Origin of the sequence: Serratia rubidaea (assembly GCF_016026735.1) — a bacterium.
Taxonomy (GTDB): Bacteria; Pseudomonadota; Gammaproteobacteria; order Enterobacterales; family Enterobacteriaceae; genus Serratia_B; species Serratia_B rubidaea.
The window spans coordinates 1,516,827-1,542,525 of the sequence record NZ_CP065640.1 but is presented as its reverse complement, the minus strand read 5'-3'; the positions used below and the strand labels follow the sequence as shown (position 1 = coordinate 1,542,525).

Below are 25,699 nucleotides of genomic sequence, written 5' to 3'. Positions count from 1 at the left end.
ATGGTGATCGCGATCACAATTAGAGCGTGTAAAAAAGCAACACTGCCGCCATAATGAGCCAAAAACGCTATTTTTTGTGATTAAAATCACATTTTAATTTTGCATTTTTGTTTTTGTATTGTGATGTTTATCACATTTTATTTTCGGCGCGACGCGGCCTGAGCAACGTCCCCGCGTCGGCAGGCGCCAGCGCGAGAAAACGGGCCGTTTAGCCGTAATAAAGTTACAACGCGGGATTATCGTGAAGTGTAGTACAGAAAACCGGCGCTGCGGCGCATCCTGCGGGGTTCCCCGGGGCTTTGCCGCCATCGGTGGGGGTATTCCCTGCCCGCCGCATCCGCGCCGTTTGGGTGTCATGGGATATCACCATCAGGCTTCACGCAGGGAAACAGAACGCGAAAAGGCGCTATTATTCTGGGCGTTAATTAAAAGCATGTATTCTCTCATCCCGGCAATAAAAATAATGCCATCAATATCCGGCATGGCTTTTCGCAGCATTATTAGCGCCTTAGATAGCGGTGATAATCGTGTAAGGCCAAACAACAAAACACACATCGACTTATATCCAATCAATTACTCAACAAATAAAAAACAAAATCACAAAAAGAAATATATCCATACACCACCCAGAGTGAACCCCAACTAACTCATGCAATAACAGCACCTTAATAAAAACATAAAAATAGCATGCAAATAAATAAAGGCATAAATTATTATCATCAAAAATAATTCAAACCACATCCTATAATAATTTAAAATTACGTCATAACCTGCTGATATATATGTGTGTGAGATATTTTTCCATTTTAATTATCCGCTTAGGATTTTTTTTTATAAATTCACTCGCAAGCTGATAACGGCTACCTATACTTTCTCTCTGTCTTGGCGATTAATAATTTATTTATTGCATTTTCGGCGGGAGAAAAATATGTCACACATCACGACTTCGAAATTAAACAAGTTAGTTGCGCGCGTCAGAAAAGCTCAGGAGGCATACGCCGACTATTCTCAGGCGCAGGTTGACAGAATTTTTCATGCTGCGGCGCTGGCGGCAGCCGACGCCCGCATCCCGCTGGCGCAGCTGGCGGTTGACGAGTCTGGCATGGGCATCGTTGAAGACAAGGTGATGAAGAATCAGTTTGCCTCCGAGCATGTCTATCATGCCTACAAGGACGAGGTGACCTGCGGCATTCTGGCGGAAGACGAGGCGTTCGGCACTCTGACCATCGCCGAACCGATCGGGGTCATCTGCGGTATCGTCCCCGCTACCAACCCCACCTCGACGGTTATTTTCAAGGCGCTGATCAGCCTGAAAACCCGCAACGCCATTATCTTCTCTCCCCACCCCAGAGGCAGCAACGCCGCCAATAAAGCGGCGGAAGTGATCCTGCGCGCCGCGGTGGAGGCCGGCGCGCCGGCCGATATTATCGGCTGGCTGGACAGCCCGACCGTCGAGATGGCGGACCAGCTGATTCACCACCCGCAGGTGGATCTGATTCTGGCCACCGGCGGCCCTGGCCGCGTCAAGGCGTCGTACAGCTCCGGCAAGCCCGCCATCGGCGTAGGCGCCGGCAATACGCCGGTCGTGGTCGATGAAACGGCGGATATCAACCGCATGGTCGCCTCGGTGCTGATGTCCAAAACCTTCGATAACGGCATGATCTGCGCCTCTGAACAGTCGGTAATCGTCGTCGACGCGGTGTATGACGAGGTGCGCGCACGCTTTGCCGCCGCCGGCGGCTATCTGCTGCCGGAGCCGCAGCGGCAGGCGGTGCGCAATATCATTATGAAACAGGGGCGGATCAATGCCGATATCGTCGGGCAATCCGCGCTGAAAATCGCGGAAATGGCGGGCATTGAGGTGCCTGCCGACACCAAAGTGCTGATCAGCGAGGTGAGCGGGATCGGCGACGATGAACCGTTCTCCGGCGAGAAGCTGTCGCCGCTGCTGGGCATGTATCGCGCACAGCACTTCGATGATGCCATCAATAAAGCCGTCGCCCTGGCCGCGTTTGGCGGCGCCGGCCACACCTCCTGCCTGTATACCGATCAGGATAATCAGCAGGCGCGCATCGCCCGCTTCGGCGCCCGGCTGAAAACCTCGCGCATTCTGATCAATACGCCGGCCTCGCAGGGCGGCATCGGCGATCTGTATAACTTTAAGCTGCCTCCCTCCATGACGCTGGGCTGCGGCTCCTGGGGCGGCAATTCCGTCTCGGAAAATATCGGCCCCAAACATCTGCTTAACCGTAAAACCGTGGCCAAACGCGCGGAAAACATGCTGTGGCACAAGCTGCCGCAGGCCATCTACTTCCGCCGCGGCGCCTTGTCCGGCGCGCTGAAAGAGGTAGCAGCGCAGGGCAAAGCCAGACGCGCGTTTATCGTCACCGGGCCGTATCTGTTCAGCCAGGGGTTCGTCAAACCGGTGCTGGCGATCCTGCATGCGCAAGGGGTGGAAACCGAGGTGTTCGCCGAGGTGGGCGCGGAGCCGACCCTGACGATGGTCAACGCCGGCGCCCGGCGCATGCTGCAGTTTAAACCGGACGTGATTATCGCGCTCGGCGGCGGTTCACCGATGGATGCCGCCAAGGTGATGTGGATGATGTACGAACATCCCGAGGTTAAATTCAGCGATCTCGCCCTGCGTTTTCACGATATCCGCAAACGCATTTATACCTACCCCAGCACGCGGGTTAAAGCCCGGCTGATCGCCATTCCCACCACCTCGGGCACCGGTTCGGAAGTGTCGCCGTTCGCCGTCGTCACCGATGAAGCCAGCGGCCAAAAATACCCGTTGGCCGACTATGCGCTTACGCCCGATATGGCGATCGTCGATGCCGACCTGGTGATGACGATGCCCAAAACGCTGTGCGCCTACGGCGGCATGGACGCCATCACCCACGCGCTGGAAGCCTATGTCTCGGTACAGGCCAACGAATATGCCGACGGCCAGGCGCTGCAGGCGTTGAAGCTGCTGAAGGAGAACCTGCTGCTCAGCTATCAGGCCGGCGCGCAAAACCCGCGTGCGCGGGAACGGGTGCACAACGCCGCCACCATCGCCGGCATCGCCTTCTCCAACGCCTTTCTCGGCATCTGTCACTCCATGGCGCACAAGCTGGGGGCGGAGTTTCCCATCGCCCACGGGCTGGCCAACGCCATGCTGCTGACCAACGTCATCCGTTACAACGCCAATGACGACGCCGCCAAGCAGACGGCCTTCAGCCAGTACGATCGCCCGCAGGCCCGTTGCCGCTATGGCGAAGTCGCCGATCACCTGGGGCTGAACGCCGCCGGCGACAGTGCGGAACAGAAAGTCGAGAACCTGCTGACGTGGCTGGAGGGGTTAAAGGCGGAGCTGGCGATCCCGGCGTCGCTGCAGGAGGCCGGCGTCGATGAGGCGCATTTTCTGTCGGTGCTGGATCAGTTGGCGGTTGACGCCTTCGACGACCAGTGCACCGGCACCAATCCGCGCTATCCGCTGATTAAGGATCTGCGGCAGCTGCTGCTGGACTGTTTTTACGGCCGCTACTATCGCGATACGCCAAACGTCGGACGCCAGCGCGCGGCGGAAGAAAAGGAGGAGACCGAGGCCGCCAGGGCCACGGAGTAACCGGAATGCGCCCTGCTTACGTCAGGGCGCACGTCCGGCAGGTTTAGCGCATCACCACCTCATTGAGGGTCTTCTGCGCGTTTTGCAGGTCCTGCTGCTTGGCCGCCAGATTGGTCATCATGGCGTTGTACTGCGCGACCTGCTGCTGATTGCGGAACTGCACGCCGCCGTTGTTAAAGCTGACCTGATTCCCCTGCGCCTGCAGGAAGTCGCCCACCTGCACCAGCTCCTGGATAAAGCCGGCGGCGGCCGGGATGGTCGGCATCAGCGCATTGGCCGGCGCGGTAACGATTTTGTCGTAGGCCTGGTTATACACCGCCTTCAGATCGTCCGGCTGCTTCAGCGCCGCCCTGGCGCTGTCCGCCTGCGACTTGGCGGTCTGTATCTGCTGCCCCAGCAGGTTGAGCGCGCCAATCGACTGCTGCAGCCCGTCGCGCTTGCCGATATAGTCCTGCGCGGTGCGGATCTGGCTCACCTGATCGATAGCCGGCGTCAGGCTGGCGTCGACGGATTTATTTAATTGCTGTGAAAATGCGACTAAAATCGCGTAATCGCCGGCATAGTTGCCGAACTTCTGCTTCTGGTCTTCGCTCAGCGTCGGTATTTTCGCGCCGCTGCGCATTACGGTGTTTTGCAGATAGTCGATAAATGCCTTGCGCTGCTCCGGCTCTTTATCGCCGCAGCCAGCCAGCTGCATCACCACCAACAACGCTACGATCGGCGCCAACCAGCGCATCACGCCCTTGCTCTGAGTCCCTACCGCCATGTGAAATAACTCCCGTGATAAACGTGTCTTTTCATCAGCTTCCTGCCTGTTGCCGCTCCCTGCGACTTTAAGAATAGATCAACTGCCCGCGCTTTGCCGATTCCCGCGGCAAGCGGCGTAAAAAAGGCGCCCGCAGGCGCCTTTAAGGTTAATGGCAAAACCGCCTGATAGATCGAGATACCCGGGCCTAGCGTAACGAGGGGCGCTTCGGCGGCTTACGCCGCTACGACCCCATCGCCACGCTCTCCCTAATAACCGGCTTGGTCAGCAGTCTGCAGACGCCCGCAGGCGCCTTAATTTCTCACCGCACGGGCTTATTGCAGGACGGAAATATCCGCCACCTGCAGGAACAGCTCACGCAGTTTGCTCAGCAGCGTCAGACGGTTAACGCGCACCTCTTCATCTTCCGCCATCACCATCACGCTTTCGAAGAACTCGTCGACGGTTTCACGCAGCGCCGCCAGCTCCACCAGCGCTTCCTGGTAGCGGCCTTCGGCGAAGTACGGCTGCAGCTTGTCGCGCAGCACCACCAGGTGAGTCGCCAGCTTCAGCTCCGCCGGCTCTTTCAGCACCGACGCGCGCACCTGATCGAACAGGGTGTCGGTCGATTTGGCCAGAATGTTGGAGACGCGCTTGTTCGCCGCCGCCAGCGCCGCCGCTTCGTCCAGCGTGCGGAAGTGGCTCACCGCCTTCACGCGGGCGTCAAAGTCCGCCGGTTTGGTCGGACGACGCGCCAGCACCGCCTGGATGGTGTCGACCGCGTGGCCTTCTTCCTGATACCAGGCGCGGAAGCGGCCCAGCATAAAGTCCACCACCTCATCCACCACCTTGGCGTTGGTCAGCTTGCTACCGTACAGGCGCACCGCCTCTTCGGTCAGGGTCTGCAGATCCAGCGGCAGGTTCTTCTCAACGATGATGCGCAGCACGCCCAGCGCCGCGCGACGCAGCGCAAACGGGTCTTTGTCGCCTTTCGGATGCTGGCCGATGCCGAAGATGCCCGCCAGGGTGTCCATCTTGTCGGCAATCGCCAGCGAACAGGCCACCAGCGACTGCGGCAGCGCATCGCCGGCAAAGCGCGGCTGGTACTGCTCGTTCAGCGCGACCGCCACGTCTTCCGCCTCGCCGTCGTGACGCGCATAGTGCATGCCCATCACGCCCTGGGTGTCGGTAAACTCAAACACCATATTGGTCATCAGGTCGCACTTCGACAGCAGGCCGGCGCGGGTGGCGTGGTTGACGTCGGCGCCGATCTGGCCGGCAATCCAGCCCGCCAGCGCCTGAATGCGGTCGGTCTTGTCGCGCAGGGTGCCCAGCTGCTTCTGGAACAGCACGCTGTCCAGCCGCGGCAGGTTGTCTTCCAGACGCTGTTTACGGTCGGTGTTGAAGAAGAACTCGGCGTCCGCCAGGCGCGGGCGCACCACCTTCTCGTTACCGGCGATGATTTGCTGCGGATCTTTCGATTCGATATTGGCGACGAAGATAAAGTTCGGCAGCAGTTTGCCCGCGGCGTCATACACCGGGAAGTACTTCTGGTCGCCCTTCATGGTGTACACCAGCGCTTCCGCCGGCACCGCCAGGAATTTCTCCTCGAACTTCGCCGTCAGCACCACCGGCCACTCCACCAGCGACGCCACTTCTTCCAGCAGGCTGTCGCTCAGATCGGCCTTGCCGCCAATCTGCTGCGCCGCCAGCTCGGCGTCACGCTTGATGATCGCCTTGCGCGCTTCGTAGTCCGCCACCACTTTGCCGCGCTCCTGCAGCACCTGCGGGTACTGGTCGGCGTTATCGAGGGTGAACGCCGGCTCGCCCATAAAGCGGTGGCCGCGTACGGTGCGCGCCGAGTCGATGCCCAGCACGGTGCCCGGAATCAGCTCATCGCCCAGCAGCATGGTCACGGTGTGCACCGGACGCACGAACTGGGTCTCCTGGTCGCCCCAGCGCATCAGCTTCGGCACCGGCAGCCTGGCCAGCGCGTTGCTGACCATTTCCGCCAGCAGCTGCTGTGCGGACTGGCCTTTCACCAGCGCGCGGTACAGCAGCCATTCGCCTTTGTCGGTCTTCAGACGCTCGGCCTGATCGACGCTGATGCCGCAGCCGCGCGCCCAGCCTTCGGCCGCTTTGCTCGGCTTGCCTTCGGCGTCGAACGCCTGCGCAATCGCCGGGCCGCGCTTTTCAACTTCACGATCGGCCTGCGCCGCGCTCAGGTTGGCCACTTTCAGCGCCAGACGGCGCGGTGCGGCAAACCAGCTGACTTCACCGTGCTCAAGGTTGGCGTTGTCCAGTTCGGCGCTGAAGTTGGCGGCAAAGGATTCCGCCAGTGAACGAAGAGCCTTCGGCGGCAGCTCTTCCGTGCCGATTTCCACCAGGAAAGTCTGTTGAGTCATGGCTGCCTCTTAGTTCTCGTTCTTTTTACACATCGGGAAGCCCAGCGCCTCGCGGGAGGCGTAGTAGGCTTCCGCCACGGCTTTGGTCAGCGTGCGGATGCGCAGAATATAGCGCTGGCGCTCGGTGACGGAGATCGCCTTGCGCGCGTCCAGCAGGTTGAAGGTGTGCCCTGCCTTCAGAATGCGCTCATAGGCCGGCAGCGGCAGCGGTTTTTCCAGCGCCAGCAGCTGCTGCGCTTCTTTCTCATACTGCTCAAAGCAGCTGAACAGGAAATCCACGTCGGCGTATTCAAAGTTGTAGGTCGACTGCTCCACTTCGTTCTGATGGAACACGTCGCCGTAGGTGGTCACGCCCAGCGGGCCGTTGCTCCACACCAGATCGTACACGCTGTCCACGCCCTGGATATACATTGCCAGACGCTCCAGACCGTAGGTGATCTCGCCGGTGACCGGCTTGCACTCCAGGCCGCCGACCTGCTGGAAGTAGGTGAACTGGGTCACTTCCATGCCGTTCAGCCATACTTCCCAGCCCAGGCCCCAGGCGCCGAGCGTCGGGTTTTCCCAGTTGTCTTCCACGAAGCGGATATCGTGAATGGTCGGATCCAGACCCAGCTCTTTCAGCGAGCCCAGGTACAGTTCCTGAATATTGTCCGGTGACGGCTTAATCACCACCTGGAATTGGTAGTAGTGTTGCAGGCGGTTCGGGTTTTCACCGTAGCGGCCGTCGGTCGGACGGCGGGACGGCTGCACATAGGCGGAGGCCATCGGCTCTGGACCCAGCGCACGCAGGCAGGTCATAGGGTGAGAGGTACCCGCGCCGACTTCCATGTCCAATGGTTGAACAATGGTGCAGCCCTGGCGCGCCCAATAGTCCTGCAGTGTCAGGATCAGGCCCTGAAAGGTCTTGGTATCAAACTTTTGCATGTTAGATTCGCACGCGATACAAGTGGATTTAGATGGAATGGGCCAGTATACCCGTTGACCGTAAGATATACAGCCAGAATCCGGCCTCCGGTGTAAATCAGCGTGCAAAAAACGCGTTTTGCGCACCAACACGGCGCATCGGCGCGCTGAAAGCGCATTTTCTGCTGCCGCACAGCACCCGCCCGCGCCGCAGCCGGCGCGCGCTGCGCCGTCTGTCGCCACGGCTGGCACCAATCTTGCTCGCTGCCTGAGGTTTCCCACGCTCAGGAGGTTATGCCATGCAGGCAGACAGTCGCTATCGCTACCGCATTTTCGCCATGATGTTTTTTATCGCGCTGATTAACTACGTCGATCGCGGCGCGCTGTCGTTCGCCGCCAACGACATCGCCCGCGAGTTCGGCTTCAACAAGACCCAGCTGGGGGCGGTGCTGGGCTATTTCGGCTTCGGCTATCTGCTCGGCTCGCTGTGCGGCGGCGTTCTGGCCGACCGCGTCGGCAGCAAAAAAGTCTGGCTGCTGGCCGGCGCGCTGTGGTCGCTGCTGGAGATCGCCACCGCCTGGGCGGGTGAGCTGGGCGTCGCGCTGTTCGGCGGCTCCGCGCTGATGGGTTTCGCCGCCCTGCGCATCCTGTTCGGCTTTGCCGAAGGTCCGGCCTACGCGCTGATGAATAAAACCATCGGCCACTGGTCGCCGCGCAAAGAGCGCGGCTTCGCGCTGGGCATCGGGCTGCTGAGCACGCAGATCGGCTCGCTGCTGACCGCGCCGCTGGCGGTCGGGCTGCTGTTGCTGACCGACGACTGGCGCAGCATGTTTATGCTGCTCGGGCTGTTCTCGCTGCTGGCGATTTTGCTGTTCGCCGCCTGCTTTACCGATACGCCGGAACAGCATCCGAAGGTTAACGCCGCCGAACTGGCGGTGATTGGCGGCGATCGTCAGGAAGATGACGACCATCAAACGCCGCTGCCGTGGCGGGCGTTTTTCACCAACCGCACCCTGGTGTTCAACGCGCTGGGCTACTTTTCCTTTCTGTATGTCACCTTCGTGCTGGTCACCTGGGGGCCGAAATACCTGCAGGACAGCTTCCATTACGACCTGCACGCCCTGTGGTACGTGGCGATGATCCCGTGGAGCGGCGCCTGCTTCACCGTGCTGCTCGGCGGACGCATCTCCGATGCGCTGCTGGCGCGCAGCGGTAATCTGCGGCTGGCGCGCAACCGGTTTGCCGCCGTCACGCTGCTGCTGACCGCCGGCTGCTTCCTGCTGATCCCGTTTATGCAGTCGCCCGCGGCGATTATTGCGCTGATGACGCTGGGTAATGCGCTGAACGCGCTGGTGAACAATGTCTACTGGTCGGTAGTGCTGGACGTGACGCCGAAAGCGTCGGTCGGGGCCTACAGCGGCATCACGCTGGCCATCGCCAATCTGGCGTCAATCAGCGCGCCGATGCTCAGCGGCTGGCTGGCGCAGCAGCACGGCTACGGCGCGATGTTCTTCGCCACCGCGCTGGTCTCTTTCTGCAGCATGCTGTGCATGACCCGGCTGCAGCCGGAGAAGAAAATCGCCGGCCGCGCCCCGCTGCCCGCAACGCGCGGCGAAGCGCCGCGCCAGGCGCATTAAAAGCGGGCGCTGACGCCGACGTTGTACATCACCTGTTCGCCGCTGCTCAGGCCGCCGGTCTGCGAGACGGTGGCGAACGCCGCCACCCGGTCGTTCAGCGGCAGATTGGCCCCCAGCGTGACGTCGACCCAGTTTTTATCCTGGCCGGCGGCATCGCGGGTAAACGAGGTTGAGGTCGACTTCAGGCCGCCGCCGGCGCGGTACACCTCGTCGCCGAACTGATGCTGATAGCTGATCTCGGCATACGGGTTAATCACGCCGAGGTTGCTGTCCAGCCGCCAGCCCAGCGCGCCGATCTGCGAATGGTAGGTCTGGTCGTTAAAGCGCATGGCGGTGCTGTCGTTGCCGTCTTCGCTATAGCCGGAAACGTTGCTGTAGTCCCAGGCAAACTGCGCCATCGGCCCGGTGCTCAGACTTGAGGTCAGCGGGAAGTCATAGCCGGCGGTGACGCGCGCGCCCCACTGTTTGCCGGAGGTCGAGCCGGTTTCGCTGCGCGTCAGCGGGCCAAGCTGCACGCTGCGGCGAATATCGTCGTAATCCAGCCTGGCGTAGTGCAGATCGGCGTTCACCCAGCCGTGCTCAAACACGTCCAGCGAGGTAAAGGCGGAAAACAGCACGCCGCGCGCCTGGTAGTCATAGCGGCTGGAGGGCTGCTGATCGTCATTGGCGCCGGAGATCAGCGCGCCGATCAGCCAGCGGTCCGTCAGCTGGTAATCCACCCCCAGCGTCAGGTTGTGGGTGGTGGCGTTGCCGTCGCCGGCCGCTTTATTGTCGGCATAGTCATAATGCTGCCCGGCATAGCCGCCGAATATTCCCAGCGCTCCCTGCGGGTTGCCGCCGCTGCGCAGCTGCTGAAAACGGCTGTCGAGGGTGGCGCGGCTGTCGCGCGCCATCGCCGCCGTCGCCTGCGTCAGCGCCGCCGCCTGCGCCGGGCCGTCCAGCACCGCCTGAATGTAATCGGCGATCAGCAGATGCGCCTGCGGGCTGGGGTGGAAATGGTCGGCGAACAGGAAGGCCTGGCCGTCGTTAAAGCCGGGCGTCGCGGAGCGGCATACCGCCGACGATACGCCGGCCGGACACGCCATGCCGGCGGTATTGCTGAAGCCGAACTGCTGCGGATTGGCGATCACCTCGCCAAACAGCCGGTTGACGTCGGCGCGCACGATGTTGCCGCCGCCCTGCGCCAGCAGCTGGTCCTCGCTGCGGTTGTAGAAGTCGGTCAGCTGGCCCGCCTGCGCGCTCAGGCTGTCATAGGCGGCGATCAGCTGCGCGGCGATCGCCTGCTGCATCTGCGGGTCGCTGCTGCCCTGCTGCGCCGCCGCGCTCAGCGCCCGGTGAATCGCCTGCTGCCGCGAAGCGGCGTCCGGCGTCGCCACCGCATTCAGCGCCGCATAGGCCGCCTGCAGCGCCGCGTTCTGCACCGGCGCCAGCGCCTGCTGCACAATCACTTCCATCAGCTGCGGGGTAAAGCCGATGTTCGGCACCGTCGGCACGATCACCGTGCCGGCGCCGGCATCCAGCAGCGACCGCACCTGCAGCGCCGCCGCGGCGGCGCTGGTATAGCTGACCTGCGGCGCGCTGGCCGGATTTAACGCCGCCGCCGCCAGATCGTTGCCGCCGATCCAGTGGATATACAGGCCATTGGCGTCGGCGCGGCCGTGGGTCTGGCTCAGATAGCGCTGTACCTGATCCTGAGTATTGTCCGCCGGATTCAGCGCCGGCACCGCCACCGCGCCGCCGGCCGCATAGTTGTCGCCGCCGAGATCGGACGCCAGCAGCGCCGCGCCGATACGCTGCGCCAGCGCTTCGTCATACAGCGGATGCTGGCTGCCGTCGTAGGTGTAGCGCCCGTTGTTGCCGCTGTCGCTCAGGCTGTCGCCGAACACGTACACCCGCTCGGCGGCCGCGGCGGACGCCGCCAGCCCGAGAACTAAAGCCACCGCCAGCGCTGCCCTGCCGGGAGCGCCCATTATTTTTAGAGGCATGAATTGACTCCTGGGAGTCTGTAACGATAAAGAAAAAACCCGCGCATTTTTTAACCACTTTTATCACGGCACTGTTATAAATATTGTCGGCTTTTCCCCTACGTCAAGGCCGCAGATAATAAAACAATCAGAGACTTGCCAGATGTACGGTTTAGGGCAATGATAACTGTAAATATATACACTACATCATTCGCGCTGCAGCAAGGCGGCAAGGAGAAGAATCCCGATGCGCTGACTCCGGTCAGTGATTCGGGTGACCGAGCGTAGCCAACGCACCTGCAGCTTAAGGTATGACGGGTATACACAGTAAAAGGAGCCTTACATGACTGACCAACGCTGCGGCTGGGTGACCGCCGATCCGCTGTATCTGGCCTATCACGACCATGAGTGGGGCGCGCCGACCACCGACGCGCGCGAGCTGTTTGAAATGCTGTGTCTGGAGGGCCAGCAGGCCGGGCTTTCCTGGATCACCGTGCTGAAAAAACGCGAGAATTACCGCCGCGCCTTCCATAACTTCGACCCGCAGCGGGTTGCCGCCATGACCGAGCAGGACGTGGAGCGACTGCTGCAGGACGCCGGCATCATCCGCCACCGCGGCAAAATCGAGGCGATCATCACCAACGCCCGCGCCTACCTGGCGATGCAGGCCGCCGGCGAGGAGTTCGTCACCTTTATCTGGAGCTTTGTCGACGGCCGGCCGCAGCTGAATCAGTGGCGCGAGCTGGGGCAGGTGCCGGCCAAGACGCCGCAGTCGGACGCCATGTCGAAGGCGCTGAAAAAACGTGGCTTCAAGTTTATCGGCTCCACCATCTGCTACGCCTTTATGCAGGCCAGCGGGCTGGTGAACGATCATCTCACCGACTGTCTCTGCTACCCCAAAACGCGGTGAATAATGCGAAAGGATGCGCTTTCAGAATTCTGGACATAGCCAGCGTGGGCGTTTTGCCGGATAACAAAGGCGCCTGAAAAGGAACAAAAAAAGCGTTTGTCGCGCCTGGCCGGAACTGCCGGCCGGAAAAGACGTCATACTAGCGCGCCGCACGGCGTTTTCACGCCGGCGACGGCCCAACGGCTATGTTTAAGCGCTTCCCGATTGGAAATATGCGCACAGATTTTGATGCACAAAAGGAAATAACATGAAAAAACGCGTTGCGATTATCGCCGCCGCCGTGGCGATGACCATGGCTCTGTCGGCCTGTACCACCAACCCTTACACCGGCGAGTCTCAGGCTGGTAAATCCGGCGTCGGCGCCGGCCTGGGCGCGGCGTTGGGCGCCGGCATCGGCGCGCTGTCATCCTCGAAGAAAGACCGCGGCAAAGGCGCGCTGATCGGCGCGGCGGCCGGTGCGGCCCTCGGCGGCGGCGCAGGCTATTACATGGACGTGCAGGAAGCGAAACTGCGCGACAAAATGCGCGGCACCGGCGTCAGCGTAACCCGCCAGGGCGACAACATCGTGCTGAATATGCCGAACAACGTCACCTTCGATACCGACAGCAGTACGCTGAAACCGGCGGGCGCCAACACCCTGACCGGCGTGGCGATGGTGCTGAAAGAGTACCCGAAAACCGCGGTTAACGTTGTCGGCTACACCGACAGCACCGGCGCGCGCGCCCACAATATGAAACTGTCGCAGCAGCGCGCCGACGGCGTCAGCAGCGCGTTGATCACCCAGGGCGTCGCGGCCAACCGCATCCGCAGCGTCGGTGCCGGCCCGGATAACCCGATTGCCTCCAACAGCACCGCCGACGGCAAAGCGCAGAACCGCCGCGTGGAAATCACCCTCAGCCCGCTGCAGTAACCGGCGGCTGTTCGCAGCCAACGCACCTGCATTGCTGTATGACGAGCCGGGCAACAAGCCCGGCTCTGGTGCGCGACCGCCGCGCACTGTGTTAGTCTCCTTGGCAATAAATCTACTGGGGGATTGATTGTGAGCAGTGTGAAAGCTTCGCGCGCGACCGGGCGCGCCACCATCAGCGACGTGGCGCAGCTGGCCAAAACCGGCAAAACCAGCGTGTCGCGCTACCTCAACGGTGAACAGCACCTGCTTTCCGACCCGCTCAAACAGCGTATCGAACAGGCGATTTTGCAGCTCGACTACCGCCCCAGCCAGATGGCCCGCAGCCTGAAAGGCGGACAAACGCGCCTGATCGGCCTGATTATCGCCGATATCACCAACCCCTATTCCGTCGACGTGATGCGCGGCATCGAAGCCGCCTGCCGGCAGCACGGCTTTACCCTGCTGGTGTGTAACACCAATAACGAAGTCAATCAGGAACAGCACTACCTGCAGCTGCTCAGCAGCTACCGGGTGGAGGGCATTGTGGTGAACGCCGTCGGCATGCGCGAAGAGGCGCTGTCGCAGCTGCAGCAGTCGCAGCTGCCGATGGTGCTGATCGACCGCAAGATCCCCGACTTTGCCTGCGACGTGGTCGGCCTGAATAACCACGAAGCCACCGTCATCGCCACCGAACACCTGGTGCAGCAAGGGTTTGAAGCGATTTTGTTCCTCAGCGAGCCGGTCGGCACGGTCAATACCCGCCTCGAACGTCTGCACGCCTTCCGCCAGATTATGACGCAGCAGCATGCCGATCTGATCGCCGAGCAGGCGGAAACCCCGCTGAACGACGCCGCGCAGCTGGAGCAGACGCTGCGCGATTTCCACACCCGCCGCCGCGGCATGCGTAAAGCGGTGCTGTCGGCCAACGGCGCCCTGACGCTGCAGGTGGCGCGCGCCATGCGCCGGCTGGGCATCCACTGGGGCAGCGATATCGGCCTGCTGGGCTTTGATGAACTGGAGTGGGCCGAACTGGCCGGCGTCGGCATCACCACGCTGAAGCAGCCCACCTACCAGATCGGCCATGCCGCGCTGGAACAGCTGGTGCAGCGCATCCAGGGGCGCGATGCGCCGCCTGACGAGCGCGTGTTCTCCGGCGAACTGATCGTACGCGGCTCCACCACCCGTTAATTCCGGCGCTTACCGCGCCGCGCCCCGCGCCTTTGCTGCATTGTCGTGATTGCGATCATATTTTTACATTCTGAGGCTTTTATATGGAACCGGTTCCATTTAACGTGCCATTAACAGCAGCGGTGGAGATTTCGCCACCTCAGGAGTAAAAATATGAAAAGAGAAGTTATCGTGGTGACCGGCGCTTACGGCACGGATACCGTTCAGCAGCGGGGCGGACAGGCCGCCATGCTGCCGATCATTGCCGACGCCGGCGCGGATGGCGTGGAGATCCGCCGGGAACTGTTCAGCCCCGGCGAGCTGGATAACCTGCCGCAGCTGGCGCAGGAGATCGCACGTCAGCAGCTGTTCGCGGTGTATTCCGCTCCGGAACCGCTTTTCACCCCCGAGCATCACGTTAACCCCAAGCTGCCCGCACTGCTGGCGGAAGCCCAGGCGCTGAAAGCGCGCCGGCTGAAACTCTCTTTGGGCCATTACCAGCCCGGCTTTGACTTCACCGAACTGAAAGTGGATCTGATGCAGCATCCGGTCCAGCTGGTGGTGGAAAACGACCAGACCGCCGACTGCGGGATTTTGTCGCCGATGAACGCGTTTCTGCACGCGGCGGAAGACAACCAGCTGCCGGTCAGCATGACCTTCGATATGGCCAACTGGCATTGGGTGGGGCAAGACCCGAGCGCCGCGGCCGAACGCCTGGCGCGTCACGTCGGCTATATCCACGTTAAAGCCGCGGTCCAGGGGCCGCGCGGCTGGCGCGCCATCGCGCTGGACGACGCCGGCGACGACTGGCGCCGGCTGCTGGCCCAACTGCCGGCGGACGTACCGCGCGGCATTGAATTCCCCCTGCAGGGCGACGACCTTGAAGCCGTTACCCGTCATTACGTCAACCTGTTACGCGCGGAGTAATCACCATGAGCACACTGACAGCACAGCGCAATACCTCTCTGGACGTCGTCACGCTGGGTGAAGCCATGGCGATGTTCGTCGCGGCGGAAACCGGCGATCTGGCGGAGGTGGAGCACTTCACCAAACGCATCGCCGGGGCAGAGCTGAACGTCGCCATCGGCCTGGCGCGCCTTGGCCTGCAGGTTGGCTGGGTCAGCCGGGTGGGCAACGACACCTTCGGCCGCTTTACCCTGCAGCAGCTGAAAAAAGAAGGCATCAACTATCAGCAGGTGACGGTCGACGGCCAGTATCCGACCGGGTTCCAGATTAAATCCAAGAACACCGATGGAACCGATCCCACCGTGGAATACTTCCGCAAAGGCTCCGCCGCCAGCCATCTGTCCACCGCCGACTTCAACCGCGACTACTTCGGTGCGGCGCGCCACCTGCACCTGAGCGGCGTCGCCGCCGCGCTCTCCGGCCAGTCGCTGGAGCTGAGCCACTTCGCCGCCCATGAAATGCGCGCGATGGGCAAAACCATTTCCTTCGATCCCAACCTGCGCCCGGTGCTGTGGTCCAGCCAGCAGGTGATGATCGAACAGCTGAACAAACTGGCGTTCGCCGCCGACTGGGTGCTGCCGGGGCTGAAAGAGGGGCAAATCCTCACCGGCCAGTCAACGCCGGAAGGCATTGCCGACTTCTATCTGGAGCGCGGCGTGCAGGCGGTGATCATCAAAACCGGCCCGGACGGCGCCTGGTTTAAAACCGCCGCCGGCGACTGTGCAGCGGTGCCGGCCATCAAAGTCAGCAACGTGGTGGATACCGTTGGTGCGGGAGACGGCTTCGCCGTCGGGACCCTCAGCGCCCTGCTGGAAGGCAAAACGCTGAAACAGGCGGTGCAACGCGGCAACAAGATCGGCTCGCTGGCCATTCAGGCCATCGGCGACAGCGAAGGATTGCCAACCCGCGCGGCGCTGGCGGAGTAATCCCGCCGTGGTCAGACGCGGCCGCGCGTCGCGCCTGACCGCCACGGGCAAATAAAAAAACATAAATCGGCTAACCGCCGGCTCCCAGAACGCCCCTCTGGCCCTACAACCAGACAACGTCGGGAGAACCGCTTCCGCAGGCTGACTGCCCACGCCCGCGGAAACGACACCACTGAGGAACCTGAACATGAATAAAGCAACCGTTGCGGCTAAACGCTGGTGGTACATCATGCCCATCGTGTTTATCACCTACAGTCTGGCTTATCTCGACCGCGCCAACTTCAGCTTCGCCTCCGCCGCCGGCATCAACGACGACCTCGGCATCACCAAAGGCATGTCATCGCTGCTGGGCGCGCTGTTTTTCCTGGGTTACTTCTTTTTCCAAATTCCCGGCGCCATCTACGCCGAGCGGCGCAGCGTTAAAAAGCTGATCTTCTGGTGTCTGATCCTGTGGGGCGGCTGCGCCTCCCTGACCGGCGTGGTCAGCAATATTCCGATGCTGGCGGCCATCCGCTTTGTGCTCGGCGTGGTGGAAGCGGCGGTGATGCCGGCGATGCTGATCTATATCAGCAACTGGTTTACCAAGTCCGAACGTTCGCGCGCCAACACTTTCCTGATTCTCGGCAACCCGGTGACCGTGCTGTGGATGTCGGTGGTGTCCGGCTACCTGATCCACGCCTTCGGCTGGCGTGAGATGTTTATCATCGAAGGCATTCCGGCGGTGATCTGGGCCTTCTGCTGGTGGGTGCTGGTCAAAGATAAACCGTCTCAGGTCGGCTGGTTGAACGAGCAGGAAAAACAGGCGCTGCAGGCGCAGCTGGAAGCCGAGCAGCAGGGCATCAAGGCGGTGCGCAACTACGGCGAGGCCTTCCGCTCGCGCAACGTGATTCTGCTGTGCGTCCAGTACTTCGCCTGGAGCATCGGCGTGTACGGCTTCGTGCTGTGGCTGCCGTCCATTCTGCGCAGCGGTATGAATATGGGCATGGTCGAAGCCGGCTGGCTGTCCGCGGTGCCTTACCTGGCGGCCACCATCGCCATGATTGTGGTTTCCTGGGCCTCTGACAAAATGCAGAACCGCAAGCTGTTCGTCTGGCCGCTGCTGCTGATCGGCGCGCTGGCGTTCTTCGGCTCTTATGCGGTGGGCGTCGATCACTTCTGGGTGTCCTACGGCCTGCTGGTGGTGGCCGGTGCGGCGATGTACGCGCCTTACGGGCCGTTCTTCGCCATCATTCCGGAAATGCTGCCGAAGAACGTGGCCGGCGGCGCCATGGCGCTGATCAACAGCATGGGCGCCCTGGGCTCGTTCTTTGGTTCCTGGTTCGTCGGCTACCTTAACGGCGCGACCGGCACCCCGGCGGCTTCCTATATGTTTATGGCCGTCGCGCTGGTGGTGGCGGTGGTAATTACGCTGGTGGTAAAGCCCGCCCGTAACGACGCCCAGCCGCAGCCGGCGTGATTGGCTACACTTTCCGTTTTTAAACCGAGTTCTTCGGGGTCAAAGCGCAGCGCTTTGGCCCCGCGCAACAAATTGGAGTTCATGATGAAGCCTTCGATCGTACTGTACAAAAAACTCCCCGCCGCCCTGCGTGAACGACTGGAACAACACTTCACCGTACATGCCTTCAACGGCCTGAATCCTGACAATGCCGATGAGTTCAAACAGGCGCTGCAACAGGCCGAGGGGATCATCGGCTCCGGCGGCAAGGTGGACGAGGCCTTTTTACAGCAGGCGCCGAAGCTGCGCGCGGCGTCCACCGTCTCCGTCGGTTATGACAACTTTGACGTCGACGCGCTCAACGCCCGTAATATCGTGCTGATGCATACGCCGACGGTGCTGACGGAAACCGTGGCCGATACCATTATGAGCCTGGTGCTGGCGACGGCACGCCGCGTGGTGGAAGTGGCCGAACGGGTGAAGGCCGGCGAGTGGCAGGGCAGCATCGGCCCGGACTGGTTCGGCGTCGACGTGCACCATAAAACGCTGGGCGTGCTCGGCATGGGGCGCATCGGCCTGGCGCTGGCCCAGCGCGCCCACTTCGGCTTCGGCATGCCGATTCTGTACAACGCGCGCCGCCCGCACCAGGAAGCGGAACAGCGCTTTGGCGCGCGCCACTGCGATCTGGATACCCTGCTGGCCGAATCGGACTTCGTCTGCATTACGCTGCCGCTGACCGAGCAGACCTTCCACCTGATCGGCCGCGATCAGCTGGCGAAGATGAAGCAGAGCGGCATTCTGATCAACGCCGGCCGCGGGCCGGTGGTCGACGAGCAGGCGCTGATTGAGGCGCTGCAAAACGGCACCATTCACGCCGCCGGGCTGGACGTGTTTGAAAAAGAGCCGCTGCCGGTCTCCTCGCCGCTGCTGAAAATGCCGAACGTGGTCGCTCTGCCGCATATCGGCTCCGCCACCCATGAAACCCGCTACGGCATGGCCGAGTGCGCGGTCGATAACCTGATCGCCGCGCTGACCGGCACGGTGACGGAAAACTGCGTCAACCCGCAGGTGCTGAAATAAATCGCGTTAACCGGGCGGGATCTTCCCGCCCCTTCACCTCAGAATAAAACACCACATTCAAGCCAACGGTTAACATTTAACGCTGATACGGGTTTTCTCCTGCACGTTGCACCCGCAATTATCTGGGGGTATGGTGGGCGACTCCCTGCAAAAAACAACATGCTGCACCTATGACTTTTTCACTTTTCGGCGACAAATTTACCCGTTACTCGGGCATCACCCGCTTAATGGACGACCTGAACCAAGGCCTGCGCACCCCGGGCGCCATCATGCTCGGCGGCGGTAATCCGGCGCAAATCCCCGAGATGGAGCGCTACTTCAAACAGCTGTGTCAGGAGATGCTCGACCAGGGCAAACTGACCGAAGCGCTGTGCAACTACGACGGCCCGCAAGGGAAGAATACGCTGCTTAAAGCGCTGGCTGCCCTGCTGAGTGAAGAGCTGGGCTGGCAGATCGAACCACAGAATATTGCACTGACAAACGGCAGTCAGAGCGCGTTTTTCTACTTGTTTAACCTGTTCGCCGGCCGCTACGCCGACGGCAGCCGCCGTCGCGTGCTGTTCCCGCTGGCGCCGGAGTATATCGGCTACGCCGATGCCGGCCTGGACGAAGGGCTGTTTGTTTCCGCCAAGCCGAACATCGAGCTGCTGCCGGAAGGCCAGTTTAAATATCACGTCGACTTCGACAACCTGACCATCGGCAACGATATCGGCATGATCTGCGTGTCGCGCCCCACCAACCCGACCGGCAACGTGATTACCGATGACGAGCTGATCCAGCTCGACGCGCTGGCGCAGCAGCACGATATTCCGCTGGTGATCGATAACGCCTACGGCGTGCCGTTCCCGGGCATCATCTTCAGCGATGCCACGCCGCTGTGGAACCCGAATATCATCCTGTGCATGAGCCTGTCGAAGCTGGGCCTGCCGGGGTCGCGCTGCGGCATCGTGATCGCCGATGAGAAAACCATCACCGCGCTGACCAATATGAACGGCATTATCAGCCTGTCGCCGGGCAGCATCGGCCCGGCGGTCGCGGCGGAGATGATTGAGCGCGGCGATCTGCTGCGCCTGTCCAACGAGGTGATCAAGCCGTTTTACCAGCAGCGGGTCACGCAGACCATCGCCACCATCCGCCGCTATCTGCCTGAAGAGCGCTGTCTGATCCACAAACCGGAAGGGGCGATTTTCCTCTGGCTGTGGTTTAAAGATCTGCCGATCAGCACCGAGCTGCTGTACCAGCGCCTGAAGCAGCGCGGCGTGCTGATGGTGCCGGGGCACTATTTCTTCCCGGGGCTGGAGCAGGAGTGGCCGCATACCCATCAGTGCATGCGTATGAACTACGTGCCGGAGCCGGATAAGATCGAGCGCGGCGTCGCCATTCTGGCGGAAGAGGTGGAGCGGGCGCACCGCGAAGCGCAGTAACGCCGCCCATCAACGCAACGGGGGGACGTCCGTCAGGACGTCCCCCCGTTTTTTTACCGCGTCAGCGGCCGATTATTTTTCTTCCAGCCCCGGCGTGCTGCCGATGGCGATGCGCTGCGGCTGCAGGGCTTCCGGCACCTGACGCACCAGATCGATATGCAGCAGGCCGTTCTCAAACCGGGCCTCAGACACCTGCAGGTGTTCCGCCAGCGTAAAGCTCAGGCTGAACTCTTTGCAGACCAGCCCCTGATGCAGGTATTCCACCGGTTTTTCCGCCGGCGTCGGGTTGCCGCGCACCGTCAGGCGCGGACCTTCTACCTCGATGTCCAGCTCGCTTTGTTTGAAGCCGGCCAGCGCCAGGGAAATGCGATAGTGATTATCATCGCTTTTTTCAATATTGTAGGGAGGGAATCCCTGAGGTTCCTGTCCGCCCATTGAACTGGCTAATTTATCAAAACCGATCCATTGGCGAAGCAGCGGGGATAAGTCGTAATTACGCATAATATATACTCCTTCTATGAAGCGAGAGACACTTATAACGCCCCCTTTCGGCGGGCATCAGATATTTCTACTGAAAATAATTAATCAGCGAAAATAATAACGATTATTTAATCTCGATACGGCGCGGCTTTAATGTTTCCGGCACGATGCGTTGCATATCGATATACAACAACCCGTGTTCCAGCTTAGCGCCTTTAATATGGATGTGTTCGGCCAGCTGAAATTTCCGCTCAAAGTTTCTTTCTGCAATACCCTGATACAGATAGGTTTTTTCTGCGGCCTCGCCGCTGTGCGCGCCGCGCACCGTCAGCAGGTTATCGTGTGAGGTAATTTCCAGTTCTTGCTCGGTAAAGCCGGCAACCGCAATGGCGATGCGATAATGGTTTTCGTCAACCAGCTCAACATTGTAGGGAGGGTAACCATTTCCCTGGCTCTGTCCAGCCTCCAGCGCGTTAAATAGACGGTCGAAACCAATGGCGGAACGGTAGAGCGGGGACAGATCGAAATTACGCATAACATAGCCTCCTAAGGCGCTTTAGCGAGGTTTGAAAAACAGGTCTTCCTTCATGGACAGACGCAATGGCCGGAATTCCCTGACGGCGAATTCTTAATTTGGCTCTGTAGATAAAATGGGGTTTGCTTTTTACCTTTCAAGCGCCCAAGATAAAAAAATTGCCAATGAAGGCAGCGAAAGTTTTTTTATCACATACAATAAAGAGTGAGATAACCGCCACAGAGCGGCGTTTTGCTCCTTTAAACGCATCTGCCGGATGTGATAAATCAGCAATTCAGGGGAACAGCACCCTTCAGGATGGAAATGATGATGAAAAGATTGATGGCGACCAGTTGCCTGCTGTTGGCGACCAGCGGTTGTTCCAGCGTGATGAGCCACAGCGGCCCCGATATGGGCTACTATCCCGGCACTCGCGCCAGTATGAACCTGTTGAAAGACAAAGAGACCGGCTGGGCAATGAAGCCCCTGGTGGCGTTGGATCTGCCCTTCTCTGCGGTGATGGATACCGTATTGCTGCCTTATGACTATCTGCGCGCCGACAGCGACAAAACCGCCGACTCGCCGCGCGAGCGCATTCTGCGCAGCGAACAACAAAATCTGGCCTCGACCGGCAACCCGGGCCAAGGCCCTGTTGCACACTGACGCTGAGACGGGCCGCACGCCGGCCCGTCTTTCCGCTATACCTCAACGACAAATATCTGGCTAACGCCCGCTACGTCCCGCATAAACGCCACCCGGCCGCCGTCGGGAGAAAACACCACCGCGTCGCCGCTGGGCGGCTGTTCGCTACGCTGCGTCAGACGGCGCAGCGCGCCGCTGGCCATATCGCACAGCATCACGCTGTTATCACAGACCAGCGCAATATGACCGCCCTGCGGATGCCAGCTGAACGCCGACTGCACCGCGTGTGAGCTCCGCGTCACCTGCCGCGGCGCGCCGCCGTTGGGGGACACCGTCCACAGCTGCACCACGCCGTTATCATCTTTCATCAAAAACGCGATCTGGCTGCCGTCCGGCGAGCTGCGCAGCCAGTGGCGCGGCGCCGTCACCACGCCGGGATAGCGGCGCGCGCCGCTAAAGGTCAAGCGCCGTTGCCGTACGCCGCGCGGCGGCGCAGGCAGGCGGCTTTCGCTGCCCTGCAGCGGCTCATCGCCGGCCTTTGCGTAGTCGGCGTCGTTTTCCGGCAGGTCGACGATAAACACCTCCGGCAGTTTTTCGCCGTTTTCCGCCAGCGTATCGCCTATAAACGCCAGCGCCCAGCGCTGGCGGCTGCCGTCCGCCTTCAGGTAACCGTGCCGGCCGACCCAGCCCTCCTCATACGCCCGGTTAATCTCATCGCTCCCCGGACGCGGCTGCGGCGTGGTGCGGCTGACCAGCACGCAGAAGTGGCTGCCGTCATATTCACGCGGATGCTGTTTCGGCGGATTGACGCCGCGCAGCGGCAGCGCAACGCCGACGTTGCGCAGGTCCAGCGCCGGATCGCGTTCGTGCATCACGTGATCGTTATAGGTGAAGCTGAGCCGGCTGCCGTCGGGGCTGAACACATGCACGTGGCTGCCGCCGCGCAGCGCGCCCGGCGTGTAGGGGGCGGTGATATCCAATGCGTCAAGCGTCACCGCCAGCTCGCGGTCAGGCTCGCTGACAATCACGCCGCGGCGGTGGTGAAAATCATAATGCCAGTGGCTGTCCGGGTGCTCCGGCCCGTGGATAAACGCATAGCGCGCCGGCGCATCCGGGCTGACCGTCACCACACCGACGTGTGCGCCGTGCTGAGCGCGGTACACCACCTGCACCTCGCCGCTGGTCACGTTGACCCGCTCGATGGTCAGCCCGGTGAACGAAGCGCCACTGGGGCGCACGTCATACGCCAGCCACTGGCCGCACGGCGTCCAGACGTTGATATTGGTTAACTGATGGCCCCGTTGGTCAAACGTAAGCTGTGTTTCCCGCGGATTCATGGCGGCTCCCCTGCGCATGCTGGCATTAAGCCGCCAGTTTAGCGGATCGCCCCCAAACTGTCCTACAAGAGTAGAACCGCGGAATAGCGCCAAAATAATGCTTTACACAATAGACTAAAAAGTACAAATTGTATTTTTTAGTCTAATCGAGACCGCCATGCTCACCCGCTACCACGCCATCGCCGATGCCATTGCGCTGCTGTTTACCCCCTATGCCGAAGTGGCGATCCACGATCTGGCCAGCCAAAAGCTGGTGTATATCGCCAATAACCGCTCGCAGCGCGAACTGGGCGAAGACTCCAACCTGGACGATCTGCGGGACAATCTGGATCTGCAGGTGATCGGCCCCTATCAGAAACGCAACTGGGACGGCGGCCAGCTGCGCTCCATCAGCGCGGTATTGCGTGACGACAATCAGCATCCCATCGGCCTGATGTGCATCAACCTGGATATCACAGTGCTCAGCAACGCCAAAGCGGCCCTGGAGACCTTTCTCTCCGGCAGCGCGCTGCAGCCGCAGCCCGCCGTGCTGTTCCAGGACGACTGGCAGGAACGCATCAATACCTTTATTTATCAGTGGCTGCAGCAGCATCAGCAAACGCTGTCGACGCTGAACGCCCCCGCCAGACGGGAGCTGGTCGAAGCGCTGTATCATCAGGGCGCCTTCCGGGGGAAAAACGCCGCCGGCTATGTCGCCAAAATCCTCGGTATTGGCCGCGCCACGGTTTATAACTATCTGAAAAATTGTAAGGAGTCGGTATGACGGATTTATTCGCCGCCATTGAAGAGGCGCACCGGCAGCTGCGGCCGCAGGTACGCGTGACGCCATTGGAGCGCAGCATCCTGCTGTCGCAGCAATTAGGCTGCGAACTGTGGCTAAAGTGCGACCATCTGCAGCAAACCGGCTCCTTTAAGTTTCGCGGCGCCAGCAACAAGCTGCGCCTGCTGAGCGACGCCCAGCGCCGCAACGGCGTGATCGCCGCCTCCAGCGGCAACCACGGCCTGGCCATCGCGCAGGCGGGCAAACTGATGGGCGTCAGCGTAACGGTGTATGCGCCGGAAAACGCCGCTGCGGTGAAACTGGACGCCATCCGCGCGCTCGGCGCCGAGGTGACGCTGGTGCCCGGCGACGCGCTGCAGGCGGAGCTCGCCGGAGAACGCGCCGCCGCCGAACGCGGCAAGGCGTATGTCTCCCCGTACAACGACCCGCAGGTAATCGCCGGTCAGGGCACCTGCGGCATGGAGCTGGTTGAGCAGCACGGCGATCTGGATGCGGTCTTCGTGGCGGTGGGCGGCGGCGGGTATATTTCAGGTATCGGCAGCGTTCTGCAGCAAATGTCGCCGAAAACCCAGCTGATTGGCTGCTGGCCGGCAAACGCCACCAGCATGTACAGCGCGCTGGAAGCCGGCCATATTCATACGGTTGAGGAGCAGGACACCCTGTCTGACGGCACCGCCGGCGGCGTCGAACCCGGCGCCATCACCTTCCCGCTGTGTCAGCGCCTGATCGATCGGCGCGTGCTGGTCAGCGAAGCGGAAATCCGCCGGGCGATGCGCGCGCTGGCCGCCAGCGAACGCTGGATTATTGAAGGCGCGGCCGGGGTGGCGCTGGCCGCCGCCGTTAAGCTGGCGCCGGAGCTGCAGGGGAAAAAGGTTGCCGTGGTGCTGTGCGGCAAGAATATCGTGCTGGAGAAATACCTGAAGGCCATCGACAATGCGCACCCTTGACCGGCAGCAAATCCTGGCCGCCTTCGATGCGGATGCCGTCACGGCACTGCTGAAACAGGGCTTTATCGCTTATTCACAACACCGGGTGCAGCAACCGCCGGTACAGCACTTCCTGTTCGAACAGGCGGCCGGCGATGGCTGTATCAAATCGGCCTGGCTGGAGGGGGATGAACTCTTCGTCGTCAAAGTGTCCACCGGCTTCTACCGCAACGCCGAGCGCGGACTGCCCAGCAACCAGGGGCTGATGATGGCGTTTTCCGCCCTGACCGGCGAACCGCAGGCGCTGCTGCTGGATGAGGGATGGCTGACGGCGCTGCGCACCGCGCTGGCCGGGCGCATCGCCGCCGAGCTGTGCGCGCCGTCGGACATCCCGGCGATCGGCATTATCGGCACCGGTCTGCAGGCTCTGCTGCAGCTACGGCATCTGAAACCCGTCACCGCCTGCCGCGACCTGTGGGTGTGGGGCCGCAGCCGGCAGGCGCTGGAGGCGTATCGCCGCGCTGCCGAAGCCGAAGGGTTCCGGGTGCGCACCACGCAGGATGCGGCGGAGCTGGCGGCGCACTGCCGGCTGATCGTCACCACCACTCCCAGCCGCGAGCCGATTTTACAGGCGGCGGATATCCGCCCCGGCACCCATATCACCGCGGTCGGCGCCGATGCGGACGGCAAGCAGGAGCTGGCGACCGCGCTGACGGCCAAGGCGGATATTCTGTTGGTGGATGCGCTGGCGCAGTGTACAGAATATGGCGAGATCGCGGCGGCTTATCGGCAAAACTTGCTGACATCAACGCCGATCGTCGAATTTGGCGCCGCGTTGGCGCAGGGCGGAAAAGTCCGCAGCGGGCAGCAGCAGATCACCATTGCCGACCTCACCGGGCTGGCGATTCAGGACCTGCAGATTGCGAAAGGGGTGTTAAGAACGGCGTAAGGGGCGCCG

At 61.4% G+C, this 25,699-nt stretch carries 21 protein-coding genes and 1 pseudogene; 15 read left to right on the top strand and 7 right to left on the bottom strand.

All coding sequences use genetic code 11. From position 1 onward, the window contains the following. The first annotated feature begins 241 nt into the window (after positions 1–241). The gene (locus I6G83_RS07150) at positions 242–646 is read left to right on the top strand and encodes a hypothetical protein (protein WP_152972242.1); all 405 of its coding nucleotides are present in this window, start codon (positions 242–244) and stop codon (positions 644–646) included. A gap of 282 nt (positions 647–928) precedes the next feature. Continuing rightward, a pseudogene (gene adhE, locus I6G83_RS07145) lies at positions 929–3,532 on the top strand (bifunctional acetaldehyde-CoA/alcohol dehydrogenase); the annotation flags it as partial. Between the two features lie 121 nt (positions 3,533–3,653). Here adhE and I6G83_RS07140 read toward each other — a convergent pair. The 3 genes from I6G83_RS07140 to glyQ form a co-directional block, all read right to left on the bottom strand. Beyond that, on the bottom strand, positions 3,654–4,376 hold the full coding sequence (locus tag I6G83_RS07140; RefSeq protein WP_054307599.1) for a DUF3053 domain-containing protein: 723 nt from the start codon (positions 4,374–4,376) through the stop codon (positions 3,654–3,656). A 314-nt stretch (positions 4,377–4,690) separates the two neighbouring features. Further along, positions 4,691–6,760: a glycine--tRNA ligase subunit beta gene (gene glyS, locus I6G83_RS07135; protein WP_054306096.1), complete on the bottom strand. Its 2,070-nt coding sequence runs from the start codon at positions 6,758–6,760 to the stop codon at positions 4,691–4,693. Positions 6,761–6,769: 9 nt separating this feature from the next. Beyond that, entirely contained in the window at positions 6,770–7,684 is a 915-nt protein-coding gene (gene glyQ, locus I6G83_RS07130) for a glycine--tRNA ligase subunit alpha (protein WP_015344023.1), read from the bottom strand. A 278-nt stretch (positions 7,685–7,962) separates the two neighbouring features. Between glyQ and I6G83_RS07125 the strand changes: the two genes are divergently transcribed. Then, complete coding sequence (locus I6G83_RS07125) at positions 7,963–9,300, top strand: MFS transporter (RefSeq protein WP_054306095.1); 1,338 nt, start codon at positions 7,963–7,965, stop codon at positions 9,298–9,300. Here I6G83_RS07125 and I6G83_RS07120 read toward each other — a convergent pair. After that, the gene (locus I6G83_RS07120; RefSeq protein WP_054306094.1) at positions 9,297–11,285 is read right to left on the bottom strand and encodes an autotransporter domain-containing esterase; all 1,989 of its coding nucleotides are present in this window, start codon (positions 11,283–11,285) and stop codon (positions 9,297–9,299) included. The genes I6G83_RS07125 and I6G83_RS07120 overlap by 4 nt on opposite strands. A gap of 322 nt (positions 11,286–11,607) precedes the next feature. Between I6G83_RS07120 and I6G83_RS07115 the strand changes: the two genes are divergently transcribed. From I6G83_RS07115 to I6G83_RS07080, 8 genes are all read left to right on the top strand, one after another. Then, positions 11,608–12,174 (top strand): DNA-3-methyladenine glycosylase I, encoded by a 567-nt coding sequence (locus I6G83_RS07115; protein WP_054306093.1) that lies wholly within the window; start codon positions 11,608–11,610, stop codon positions 12,172–12,174. A gap of 247 nt (positions 12,175–12,421) precedes the next feature. Then, positions 12,422–13,084: an OmpA family lipoprotein gene (locus tag I6G83_RS07110; protein WP_015344019.1), complete on the top strand. Its 663-nt coding sequence runs from the start codon at positions 12,422–12,424 to the stop codon at positions 13,082–13,084. Between the two features lie 129 nt (positions 13,085–13,213). Beyond that, complete coding sequence (locus tag I6G83_RS07105) at positions 13,214–14,251, top strand: LacI family DNA-binding transcriptional regulator (RefSeq protein WP_054306097.1); 1,038 nt, start codon at positions 13,214–13,216, stop codon at positions 14,249–14,251. Between the two features lie 153 nt (positions 14,252–14,404). Further along, a complete protein-coding gene (locus tag I6G83_RS07100) occupies positions 14,405–15,157 on the top strand; it encodes a sugar phosphate isomerase/epimerase family protein (RefSeq protein WP_054306092.1) in 753 nt (250 codons plus the stop codon). A gap of 5 nt (positions 15,158–15,162) precedes the next feature. Then, the gene (locus I6G83_RS07095; protein ID WP_054306091.1) at positions 15,163–16,122 is read left to right on the top strand and encodes a sugar kinase; all 960 of its coding nucleotides are present in this window, start codon (positions 15,163–15,165) and stop codon (positions 16,120–16,122) included. Positions 16,123–16,309: 187 nt separating this feature from the next. After that, positions 16,310–17,578: an MFS transporter gene (locus I6G83_RS07090; protein ID WP_054306090.1), complete on the top strand. Its 1,269-nt coding sequence runs from the start codon at positions 16,310–16,312 to the stop codon at positions 17,576–17,578. Positions 17,579–17,662: 84 nt separating this feature from the next. Beyond that, positions 17,663–18,637, top strand: a complete 975-nt coding sequence (gene ghrB / locus I6G83_RS07085; RefSeq protein WP_015344014.1) for a glyoxylate/hydroxypyruvate reductase GhrB — start codon at positions 17,663–17,665, stop codon at positions 18,635–18,637. A 170-nt stretch (positions 18,638–18,807) separates the two neighbouring features. Next, entirely contained in the window at positions 18,808–20,061 is a 1,254-nt protein-coding gene (locus tag I6G83_RS07080) for a valine--pyruvate transaminase (RefSeq protein WP_015344013.1), read from the top strand. Positions 20,062–20,133: 72 nt separating this feature from the next. Here the strand turns inward: I6G83_RS07080 and ibpB are convergent, their stop codons facing one another. Further along, positions 20,134–20,562, bottom strand: a complete 429-nt coding sequence (ibpB, locus tag I6G83_RS07075) for a small heat shock chaperone IbpB (RefSeq protein WP_054306089.1) — start codon at positions 20,560–20,562, stop codon at positions 20,134–20,136. 103 nt (positions 20,563–20,665) lie between these two features. Next, positions 20,666–21,076: a small heat shock chaperone IbpA gene (gene ibpA, locus I6G83_RS07070; RefSeq protein ID WP_015344011.1), complete on the bottom strand. Its 411-nt coding sequence runs from the start codon at positions 21,074–21,076 to the stop codon at positions 20,666–20,668. 303 nt (positions 21,077–21,379) lie between these two features. Between ibpA and I6G83_RS07065 the strand changes: the two genes are divergently transcribed. Continuing rightward, positions 21,380–21,718 carry a YceK/YidQ family lipoprotein gene (locus tag I6G83_RS07065; protein WP_015344010.1) on the top strand — a complete coding sequence of 113 codons (339 nt, stop codon included), beginning with the start codon at positions 21,380–21,382 and terminating at the stop codon, positions 21,716–21,718. A gap of 35 nt (positions 21,719–21,753) precedes the next feature. On the opposite strand, the gene I6G83_RS07060 is transcribed toward I6G83_RS07065, so the two are convergent. Continuing rightward, positions 21,754–23,034: a DUF3748 domain-containing protein gene (locus tag I6G83_RS07060; RefSeq protein WP_054306088.1), complete on the bottom strand. Its 1,281-nt coding sequence runs from the start codon at positions 23,032–23,034 to the stop codon at positions 21,754–21,756. A 157-nt stretch (positions 23,035–23,191) separates the two neighbouring features. Between I6G83_RS07060 and I6G83_RS07055 the strand changes: the two genes are divergently transcribed. The 3 genes from I6G83_RS07055 to I6G83_RS07045 are packed head-to-tail and all read left to right on the top strand — an operon-like array spanning position 23,192 to position 25,690. Then, a complete protein-coding gene (locus I6G83_RS07055) occupies positions 23,192–23,797 on the top strand; it encodes a helix-turn-helix transcriptional regulator (protein WP_054306087.1) in 606 nt (201 codons plus the stop codon). Beyond that, positions 23,794–24,762 carry a threonine/serine dehydratase gene (locus I6G83_RS07050; RefSeq protein ID WP_054306086.1) on the top strand — a complete coding sequence of 323 codons (969 nt, stop codon included), beginning with the start codon at positions 23,794–23,796 and terminating at the stop codon, positions 24,760–24,762. The genes I6G83_RS07055 and I6G83_RS07050 overlap by 4 nt, the downstream gene beginning before the upstream one ends. Beyond that, complete coding sequence (locus I6G83_RS07045) at positions 24,749–25,690, top strand: ornithine cyclodeaminase family protein (RefSeq protein WP_054306085.1); 942 nt, start codon at positions 24,749–24,751, stop codon at positions 25,688–25,690. The genes I6G83_RS07050 and I6G83_RS07045 overlap by 14 nt, the downstream gene beginning before the upstream one ends. The last annotated feature ends 9 nt before the right edge of the window (positions 25,691–25,699 follow it).

Coding starts and splice junctions, on each gene's coding strand:
- I6G83_RS07140 (WP_054307599.1), bottom strand. CDS start 4,376: ATGGCGGTAGGGACTCAGAGCAAGGGCGTGATGCGCTGGTTGGCGCCG.
- glyS (WP_054306096.1), bottom strand. CDS start 6,760: ATGACTCAACAGACTTTCCTGGTGGAAATCGGCACGGAAGAGCTGCCG.
- glyQ (WP_015344023.1), bottom strand. CDS start 7,684: ATGCAAAAGTTTGATACCAAGACCTTTCAGGGCCTGATCCTGACACTG.
- I6G83_RS07125 (WP_054306095.1), top strand. CDS start 7,963: ATGCAGGCAGACAGTCGCTATCGCTACCGCATTTTCGCCATGATGTTT.
- I6G83_RS07120 (WP_054306094.1), bottom strand. CDS start 11,285: ATGCCTCTAAAAATAATGGGCGCTCCCGGCAGGGCAGCGCTGGCGGTG.
- I6G83_RS07115 (WP_054306093.1), top strand. CDS start 11,608: ATGACTGACCAACGCTGCGGCTGGGTGACCGCCGATCCGCTGTATCTG.
- I6G83_RS07110 (WP_015344019.1), top strand. CDS start 12,422: ATGAAAAAACGCGTTGCGATTATCGCCGCCGCCGTGGCGATGACCATG.
- I6G83_RS07100 (WP_054306092.1), top strand. CDS start 14,405: ATGAAAAGAGAAGTTATCGTGGTGACCGGCGCTTACGGCACGGATACC.
- I6G83_RS07095 (WP_054306091.1), top strand. CDS start 15,163: ATGAGCACACTGACAGCACAGCGCAATACCTCTCTGGACGTCGTCACG.
- I6G83_RS07090 (WP_054306090.1), top strand. CDS start 16,310: ATGAATAAAGCAACCGTTGCGGCTAAACGCTGGTGGTACATCATGCCC.
- ghrB (WP_015344014.1), top strand. CDS start 17,663: ATGAAGCCTTCGATCGTACTGTACAAAAAACTCCCCGCCGCCCTGCGT.
- I6G83_RS07080 (WP_015344013.1), top strand. CDS start 18,808: ATGACTTTTTCACTTTTCGGCGACAAATTTACCCGTTACTCGGGCATC.
- ibpB (WP_054306089.1), bottom strand. CDS start 20,562: ATGCGTAATTACGACTTATCCCCGCTGCTTCGCCAATGGATCGGTTTT.
- ibpA (WP_015344011.1), bottom strand. CDS start 21,076: ATGCGTAATTTCGATCTGTCCCCGCTCTACCGTTCCGCCATTGGTTTC.
- I6G83_RS07065 (WP_015344010.1), top strand. CDS start 21,380: ATGATGATGAAAAGATTGATGGCGACCAGTTGCCTGCTGTTGGCGACC.
- I6G83_RS07060 (WP_054306088.1), bottom strand. CDS start 23,034: ATGAATCCGCGGGAAACACAGCTTACGTTTGACCAACGGGGCCATCAG.
- I6G83_RS07055 (WP_054306087.1), top strand. CDS start 23,192: ATGCTCACCCGCTACCACGCCATCGCCGATGCCATTGCGCTGCTGTTT.
- I6G83_RS07050 (WP_054306086.1), top strand. CDS start 23,794: ATGACGGATTTATTCGCCGCCATTGAAGAGGCGCACCGGCAGCTGCGG.
- I6G83_RS07045 (WP_054306085.1), top strand. CDS start 24,749: ATGCGCACCCTTGACCGGCAGCAAATCCTGGCCGCCTTCGATGCGGAT.